4 protein-coding genes are annotated in these 8,916 nt (G+C 68.4%); 1 reads left to right on the top strand and 3 read right to left on the bottom strand.

Translation table 11 applies throughout. The annotated features are described in order from the left end of the window. The 3 genes from ACFYMM_RS35390 to ACFYMM_RS35380 all read right to left on the bottom strand — a co-directional run. A partial coding sequence (locus tag ACFYMM_RS35390) for a hypothetical protein (RefSeq protein WP_388394479.1) occupies positions 1-4,447 on the bottom strand: 4,447 nt, incomplete at its 3' end. A 14-nt stretch (positions 4,448-4,461) separates the two neighbouring features. Next, positions 4,462-4,968 (bottom strand): WXG100 family type VII secretion target, encoded by a 507-nt coding sequence (locus ACFYMM_RS35385; protein WP_388394476.1) that lies wholly within the window; start codon positions 4,966-4,968, stop codon positions 4,462-4,464. A gap of 14 nt (positions 4,969-4,982) precedes the next feature. Then, entirely contained in the window at positions 4,983-7,889 is a 2,907-nt protein-coding gene (locus tag ACFYMM_RS35380) for a WXG100 family type VII secretion target (protein WP_388394474.1), read from the bottom strand. Positions 7,890-8,092: 203 nt separating this feature from the next. Between ACFYMM_RS35380 and ACFYMM_RS35375 the strand changes: the two genes are divergently transcribed. After that, the gene (locus tag ACFYMM_RS35375; protein ID WP_388394472.1) at positions 8,093-8,806 is read left to right on the top strand and encodes a hypothetical protein; all 714 of its coding nucleotides are present in this window, start codon (positions 8,093-8,095) and stop codon (positions 8,804-8,806) included. The last annotated feature ends 110 nt before the right edge of the window (positions 8,807-8,916 follow it).

Raw genomic sequence — 8,916 nt, 5'->3', positions numbered from 1 at the left:
TCGCCGCTTCGGCCGGTCCGTCGGGCGCCTCGGCCGCCTTACCGACCGCGCCCCGCCCCTCGGCCTCCCGCTGCGCACGCTCCGCCTCGGCGATCTTGGCAGCTGTCTCCTTGCGAACCGCGTCCTGGCGCCGCTCGGCCTCGTACCGTGCGGCTCGCGCTGCGGCGACCTTCCTCGCCGCTTCGGCCGGTCCGTCGGGCGCCTCGGCCGCCTTACCGACCGCGCCCCGCCCCTCGGCCTCCCGCTGCGCACGCTCCGCCTCGGCGATCTCGGCAGTTGTCTCCTCGCGAACCGCGTCCTGGCGCCGGTCCGCCTCGGACGGATTCGTACGGCCGGAGCGCTGGTCGGTCCCGGGCCGTCCGGCGGTGTCGGCGGAGTCCGTGTGCCTGTCGGTGTCCTTCGCTGCCGTACCGACGTGCCCGGCGTCCTCGGCGCCGGGGTTCCGGTCCGCGCCAGAGGGTACGGCGGTGTCCGCCGACCCCCGCGCGGACTGTGCAGTCCTGCCCGTTCCGTTCAGGTCGCTGCCGTCGTCCTTGAGGACCGTACCGCCCGTGGCATGGTCCCCTGCTCCGCTCTTGGCCACGTCCGGAGAGCCGCTGACCGCATCGGCCCGGGGCGTGACCGTGTCCGCTGACGAGTCGGCAACCGCACCCGGCTGCTCCGCCGCGGGCTTTCCGGCCCCCTCATGTTCCTGGTCCTGCGCCCGCACGGCGGCCTCGGGTTCCGCCGCTCGTGCCTGTGCGGCCTCGGCCCTGACCTCAGCAGTGTGATGGGCCCATATCGCGTCTGCGACCGGCCCCCGCAGCGTGGTCAGATCAGCGGCACTGGCGGTCTGGCGTACCTCCGCCGCCTCCCGGTCGGCGCGCGCCCGATACAGCTGGCGGCTTGCCTTCTGATGGGCCTTCTGCGTCTCGGCCAGCCGGTCACGTGCCGCCTTGATCTCTGGCTGGGTGGCGGTTCCGTCCCGTTGCGCCGCCGCCACACGCGCTGACTCCGCCTTGGCGCTCTCCACCTTCGAACGCGCCTCGCGGTCGGCCTTCTCGGCCTCGGACTCCCTGACCTTTGCGGCCTCCACCGCGGCGGTGTCGGCGTCAAGGCGTCGCTGCGCCGCCTCCACCGGCGACTTCAGCTCCGACTTGAGCTGATCCAGCCTGGTCCGAGCGGCGTCCATCTCCGACCGCAGGGCCTCCGCGGCCCGCTGGGCCTGCGCCTGCTCCTGCGCCCGCGCCTCGCGCAGCGCCTCTTCGGCCTTGTCAACCCGGTCGCGCGCCGCCTCGCGAGCAGCGGCGTCGTCCCGCTGCTGCCGCAGCACTCTGTCCAAGTCCGCCCGAGCTGCCGCGAGTTCCGCCTCTCCGGCCTTCCTGTCAGCGGACAGAACTCCCAACTCCGCGTCGGGCTCCGCTGACCGCAGCGCATTCAGGTCCGCAGCACTGGCGGTCTTGCGCTGCTCCGCCTTCAAGCGGTCCGCGCGCGCCGCCTTGAACGCGGCATGTGCCTCGGCATGGCCCTCCCGTGCCTTGGTCAGCACGTCACGTGCCGCCTTGATCTCCGCCCAGGTGGCGGTTCCGTCCCGCTTCGCCTGCGCCACACGCGTGGACTCCGCCTTGGCGCCGTTGAGCTTCGACAGCGCCTCCCGGCCGGCCTCCTGGGCCTCGGACTCCCGGATCTTCACGGCTTCCACCACTGCGGTGTCGGCGTCAAGGCGTTGCCGCGCCGCCTCTACCTTGGGCGCCAACTCGGACTTGAGCTGGTCCAACCTGGCCCGAGCGGCATCCGCGTCCGACCGCAGCGCGTCCGCGACCCGCTGGGCCTCACCCGCCGTCGCTTCCACCTGCGAGGTCCGCTCGCCGGTGTCGGTCATGGACGGCCGTGCCTCGGCAGCCTGGGCGCTGGACGGCGTGTCCCGCTTGGCGGTCTCCGCCCCCGGCACCCGCTCGGAGCCGATGTCCCCGCTCCTGGCCGACGGCTGCGCCTCGGCCGACCCCCGCCCGGCACTCGTGGTCCCGCCCGACTCGTCCCTCGTCGTCGGTTCGGATCCACGGGCCTCGGCCACCGACCTCGCCGACGCCCCGTGCACCACTCCGCTGGACGGTGGCGTCCCTCCGGCGGGTTCCACCGACGCGGTCTTGTCCGCCGTCGGTCCGTCGGCCCCTGTTCGGCCGCCGACTGCGCCCGGCACCGACTCGCTGTCCGGCCTGGTGAGTGGCTTCGTGATCGGCCCTGGCACCCGGACCGGTGCCGACGCCGCGCTCTTTGCCGGCTGTAGCTGGCGACCGCCCAGGCCGACTTCCGACGTGAGCGGAGCGCGCCCGGCGTTAGGAACCGCTTGCGCCCCGTCGACGGCGGACCTGACAGAGGCACTGCCCGTCATCTCGTGCGTGCCGGGGCCACTGCCCACGAAATCCGCCGAATGCTCCACCACATCAGCCCGCTGCACAATCTGCGCCGTACCCCGAGGCACCTCTCCCGTCGAAGAGACCAACCCCTCACCAAACTCACCACGGGACTCTGCATCCGAAGCAGCCGAACGACCACTGTCGACGGACGGCCTGGCAGAAGCGCTGCCCGCCGTGTCGTGCGCGCCAGCGCCACCGTCCACGAGTTCGTCCCGATGCGCCGCCTCCACATCAGCCGGCCGCATGACCTTCGGCTTCCCTGCCGGCACAGGGCGCACCGGAGAAACCTTCTCCTCAGCAGACACCGCATGGGACGCCGAGTCCGGCGTAGACACACGACCGCTGTCAACAGAAGACCTGACAGAGGTGGCCGGCGTGGTCGGACCGGTGCTGTCGACGGAAGACCTGGCGGACGCGCTCTCCGGCGTGGCCGGCGTAGCCGGACGGCTGCCGTCGTCGGCGGTGCGCAGCGCGTTCTGCGCCTGCTTCACCCCGGTGTCGATCGTCTTTGCCGCCGTGGACGTGGCGGAGTCCGCGGCGTGCGTGGTGTGGTCAGCGGCGCCGGACGTCTGGGACGGGGTCGGGGTCTGGGGGACGGTCTCGTGCGGCGTGGCAGTGGTCGGCTGGGCCTCCAGGTTCGTCCGCACCCCTCGCCCTGCGCCGGATGCACCCACCGACTCGGCACCGGAGGCACCAGAGGAGCCGGCCTGCTGTCCGACCGCCGAGCTGTCCGTCGGCTTCTGCACAGCCTGTTGTGCCGTCTTGGCCACTCCGCTCAGGCCACTGCTGACGTCCTTCAGGACTGCGCTGCTGCTACCAGTGGAGTGGTCCCCGACTCCGCTCGTGGTCGCGTTGGGGTTCGTGCCGACCGCATCGGTCTTCGGGGCGGACTGCACCGGCTGGGCGCCGTCGGTGGCGGCCTTGACCGCCGAGGAGCCTCCGGGCGAGGTGCCCGCGTCCACCGGGGTCACCTTGTTCGTTACGGTCGGCGCATCGCCGCCGGCCCGGACGGTCGTGGCGGGCTCCGTCGCCGCAGTGGTCCGAGGTGCCGTGGTCGTGACCTTCGAAGCCCCGCCGGTACCGGCCGTTGTGATCGTGGCGGAGTTGACCTGGGCCTCCGAGGACAGCGTCAGGTCGGACTTGTTGAGGCCCTTGGACGAGTCGACCAGCGCCGCGTCGACCGAGGTGACCGACGACGGCAGCGTAAGTCCCGTCCCGGTCCCCTTGCCCGTCGCGGCACCCGTCGAGACCCCGAGATCGGCGGTGTTGACGTTTACCCTGAGGGCAGTTTTGGCATCGAATTTCACCTTGAGTGAGTCGGCCAGGCCCTTCACGGCCGAACCCGCGACAGCGCCCAACCCGCCCCACAGCAGGGTGTTTGCGATGAAGCCGGGTAGCTCCTCAAGGGACGTGGGGACCGGGATGAGCTCCTGCAGACTTGTCGGCAGACCGACGGCCGCATTGCCCGCGGCCACCGAGGCCGCGTTGAAAGCGAAGCCTCCGGCGGAGAAAAGGAGAGCGTCTACACCGAACTGGCCGATTTTGGCGAGGGCGCTGGCCGAACTGTCGGCGTAGCTGACGAACTTGCCGGCGTTCGCGAGCATGGCACCGAGCTCCGAGACGGCATTGCCGACCGTTTCGAGGACCGCGTCCATGGCAGCCATCGCCGCCCCGAGCGCACTCAGCATTGCAGGAAACGCGAACGCGATTACCCCGAGAATGAAGCCGACTAGAGCGGAGACGAGCTGCCGCACCCAATCTTCCGCCTGCGTTTTCTCCTCTCTGGTGCGCTCCAGGGCGTAATAGTTGATCATTTCGCCGGTGTGCCAGATCTCCTCGCAGACCTGTTTCACCGCGTCCGACACCGAGCCGGAGGCATCCTTCATGGCCTGCCAGGCGCTACCGGTCCACGACAGGCCACCCAGAGAGCCGATCATGGTGCTCAACTTCTCGAACAACAGATCACCGAAATTGATCAGCATGTTCCCGAGGTTATAAACGGGATTTGGGTCCCATTTTTTGGTGGTGAGCTGGTTCGAGTCGTTGGACATGATCTGGCGCTACCTCAGAGTCCGATTTCGTTGACCGCGGTGGTGTGGTAATTTCCGTTGGTGCCGCTCGGCTGGTCCACGGTGGTGTGCGACGAACCACCCGAACCACCAGCCTGCGCCAACCCGTTACCGAGATTCCAGAACATCGCCTTCACGGCACCCTCGCCGTTGGCGTAGTTCCCGGCCGCCTTGGCGACACCTTTGGTCAGGGCGGGGATGACGCCCTCGGCTCCGGGATCGGCGGTGTAGAACCCCCCATTGGTGAGGGCATTGACGATCTGAGCGCCCTCGGTACCGTAGAGCTCGCCCGTCACCTTCGACCAGCGCTGGTTGAAGTCAGCGGCGACGTCCGCCGAGTCACCGGTCCAGGAAATCCTCAGTTCACTCAGACAGTTCATGATGTCACCCAGTGCGGTACTGATGTTCTGAGCGGCATTGGTCAATCTGTCACAGCTGTCGTTCATCGTGATCGGATCTACCGCGAGCTTGCTGGAGTTGTAGTCCTTGGGAATGCTTTGCATGGTCGGCTACCCCCTCAGGAGACCTGCAGATTGGAGACGTTGGTGGTCTCGGCGGAGATGTAGTTGTTCCTGCTGGTCGTCATGCGTTCGATCATCTCGGTGAGGAGTTCCTGGAGGGCCGTCATGGTGCCATCGGCCTCGAAGGCTACGTCTTGGAATGTCTTACCGGCCGGACCCGTCCAGGCGAATTCGATGTTCATGTACTGATCCTGGATGACCTTGATATTTTCCTGGATCACATCGGCCCGGTTCTGTACCAATGTGATGGCATCTCCCAGGTGGCCGAGGTCCACGGCCCACGCCCCGGGGGTCATCACCGTCTGGCCGTTGGCGAGAAGCAACGAGCCGTCGCTCTGTTTCGTGGCGCTTTCGATGCCGTTGTCGGTGACGAGATAGGTGGAGCCGTCGGACGCGGTGAAGAGGCCGGACTGCGAGTCGAGCGTGCCGTTGAGAACGGCGCCGTCCGCCAGGACGACGGTCGAGCCGTCGGACGAGTAGAAGTCACCGCCGGACATGTAGCCGTAGAGAACCTGGCCGTTGGGCAGGGTCTTGGTGACCCCGTCCTTCAGGAAACTGCCGTCCGGGGTGCTGAGGCCGTGCTCGACCTCTCCGCTGGCCGAGACATAGGTTTTCCCGTCCTGGGAGATCCACCCTCCGTCCGAGGTGCTGGTCCCCAACAGCGTCTGGCCGTCCACGGTCCGCGAGGTGAGGAAGGTCCCGTCCGACGTGGTCTGTCCGGTCGCGACCGTGCCGTCCGGGCTGATCCGGGTCGTCCCGTCCTCCGACTGCCACGTCCCGTCACTCAGCACGCTTCCGTACATCTGCTGTCCGTTGACGGTCCGCACCTGGCCGTTCGGCAGGAACGAGCCGTCCGGCGCGGTCAGCCCGTTCTCGACCTGACCGTCGCTGGAGACGTACACCGTCCCGTCCTGCGACAGCCACCCCCCGTCGGCGGTGCTGGTGCCCAACAGAGTCTGACCACCCACGGTCCGCGACGTGAGAGACGTGGTGTTGTCAGACGAGGTGTCAGACGAGGTGTCAGACGAGGTGCTGTCAGACGTACCTTGCGTCGTCGTCGACCCGTCGCCGGAGGCACCGCCGTCCGTCGCGTTCGCCGTCCCCGTGCCGTCCCCGCTCGACAGGCCGCCGCCGGCCGTGGAAGACCCGTCCGCCGCAGCCTGCGCGGCCGTCGCCGTCTGGCCGTCCGAGGCGACCTGACCGCCCGTCGTGGTCTGGCCAACCGAGCGAGTGACCTGACCACCCGTCGTGGTCTGATCGGCCGATGCCGTCGACCCGTTGTCGGCAACGCCGCCGTCCGTCGCCGCCGTGGCGCCGTCACCACCCGACACACCGCCATCGGACGCGTACGACTCACCCGACACCATCTGCCGGTCCGAAGCCGCCTGCCCGTCCGAAGCGGCCTGGCCGTCCGGCGCCAACGACCCGTCCGACAGGGTCTGCCCGTCCGACGTCGTCACCCCGCCACCGGCGGAGCCGTCCGAAGCGGCCGTCGTCGTCCCGTCCTGCGACGCGAACGAACCATCACCCAGACGAGTACCGAAAGCCGTCCGACCGTCAACCTGCTGCGCCTGGCCGTCCGTCGCGGAGGCGACGGCCGGTGCTGTCAGGCTACGTCGGACTTCGCTGTCACCGGAAACGTAGACCGATCCATCCTGGGATTCCCAGCCCCCGTCCTGCGTACCCGAGCCCCACAAATCCCGGCCGTCAATGGTCCGCTGGGTGAGGAACTGCCCATCGGGCATGGTCTGACCGTGCTCGACGGCGCCGTCAGCGGTGACCATCGTCGTCCCGTCCTGGGACATGAACGATCCGTCGTCCAGTCGGCTGCCGTAAACCGACTGACCATCGATCTGCTGGACTTCGCCATTCGGCAGGAACGAACCGTCCGGCGCGGTCAGCCCATGTTCGACAGCACCGTCACCGGAGACGTGGGCCGTGCCGTCCTGAGAAATCCAGCCGCCGTCCCGCGCATCCGAACCCCACATCTGCCGGCCATCAACAGAATGCTCCGTCAAAAAGTGACCGTCGGACGCCGTTCGTCCGAGCTCGACCACGCCATCGGCCGAGACCATCGTGCCGCCGTCCTCCGACCGGAACGACCCGTCATCCAACCGAGAACCATAAACCGAATGACCATCGATCTGCCGGACTTCGCCATTCGGTAGAAACGAACGATCCGGAGCCGTCAGACCATGCTGGACCTCACCACCACTGGAGACATAGGTCCTTCCGTCCTGGGAAATCCAGCCGCCGTCCTGCGTCTGCGAGCCCCACAAGTGCCGGCCGTCGATGGTGCGTTCGACGAGGGGTTGCCCATGTGACATGCCCTCGCTGGAGGCGGAGTCGCCCGAGCTCGGTGTCGTAGTAGTCGGGTTCGCCGGCGCCGACGATTCATGCGACGTCGGTGAATGCTCCGCCGGTGTCGTCGCGTCATGCGACGTGGACGAATGCTGCGCCGGCACCGTCGAGACGTGCCGGGGCGCGGCCTCGCTCTGCCCCGCGCCGGCTGCGGAGTCGGCCCGGGTCGTGCCACCGCCGGCGCTCCCGTGATCCGCCGGAGTCGAGGGAGCGGGAGGCGGAGTAGCGGGAGTCGGCGTGTCGCCACCGTGCCCGGCCTGGCCCCCGTGACCGGCATGGCCTCCGCCGCTGCTCTCGCTGGTCGTGCGGCTGAAGAAGCCCCTGTCCAGGTGAATCAGCGGTCCGCTGTCAGACGACTGTCCGGCATCGCCGGAGGGGGAGATGTGACCGTCGACCGCCGGTTGCGCCGCAGAGGAGTTCAGAGCGGAGTTCCCGGAATCCGGCGCCTGGACGTCCTGGCCTGCCGGGTCTCCGCTCGCGGGTTCGAACAGCTCCCGGGCCAGATGGACCAGTACCTCACCATCGGCGTTCGTGTCAGCCATACCGCACGACTCCTCTTTCCCGCCCCGGAGGCGACCTCATACATGTCCGCACGTTAAGGGTCATGGGGCGGCCCGAGACTGAATAGATCCCCTTCCGATCACTGGATGACGTCCACGAAAGGGGACGTCGAAACCGGGCACGGCGACACGTCATCATGAATGGTCGATCAGAAGGCTGCCGGCCTGAGAGAGCGGGGATTCCCATGACCGACAAACTGAGCCCTATCGCATCGCAATACGACAGCGACCCCTGGGTACCGAACATCGACCCGAGCTCAAGCGATCAGAGCGACCAGAAGAAGGCGGCCCAAAGCTACGAAGACGTCTACGGGGTCTCGGCGACGAAGAATTCCGACAACAGCGACACATCCCCGGAATCCCAAGCTCTGGGGGTCCTTCAGGACGCGCTCCTGTTCATGGAGGGGATGCCGACGCTGAGCACGGCCTACAACGTGGCCCCGGACTTCGTGCCCGGCAAGCCGGGAGGCGGATCGGGCGGCGCCATGCCCACCCTGCCGGACAGCGAGCCCTTCATGATCGACCTCGGCACACTGCATGCGACGGAGCAGACCTGGGTCGACGAATGCGCGCTGGCCACCGAAGCGTACGAGGACGCGAAGAACCAGGTGCAGGCCGCCATCGACGATCCCAACCTGTTCGGCCAGCAGGACGGTACGGTTGGGGACTCGCACCAGGCGGGCGGCCTGACGTGGACCCCGGACCCCCTCGCCGACGGCGGTGCGCAGTTCGCCGCAGCGGTCAACCCCCAGTTGATTCAGGTCATGCAGGACGCCGCCGGCGCTATCGAGCTGATGGGTACGTTCGCGGCGTTGCTGAACAACGCCGGCCAGACGTACGCCGAGGCGGACACGCAGTCGGCCTTCCCGGACATCGGCGCGCAGGCCAAGGCGATCTGATGGGGGGAAACTCCCCGTCGGCCCGGTACTGCAGGAGGGGTGCCCGGTAATGCAGGAGGGTTCGGCCGGACCGGAGCCCTCCTGCCGGGCGACAAGTTGACCGCCGCTGA

It is taken from the genome of Streptomyces sp. NPDC006739, assembly GCF_042869815.1.
Classification (GTDB): Bacteria; Actinomycetota; Actinomycetes; order Streptomycetales; family Streptomycetaceae; genus Streptomyces.
Note: the sequence above shows the minus strand (reverse complement) of the source record. Positions and strands in the feature narration are given on the sequence as shown.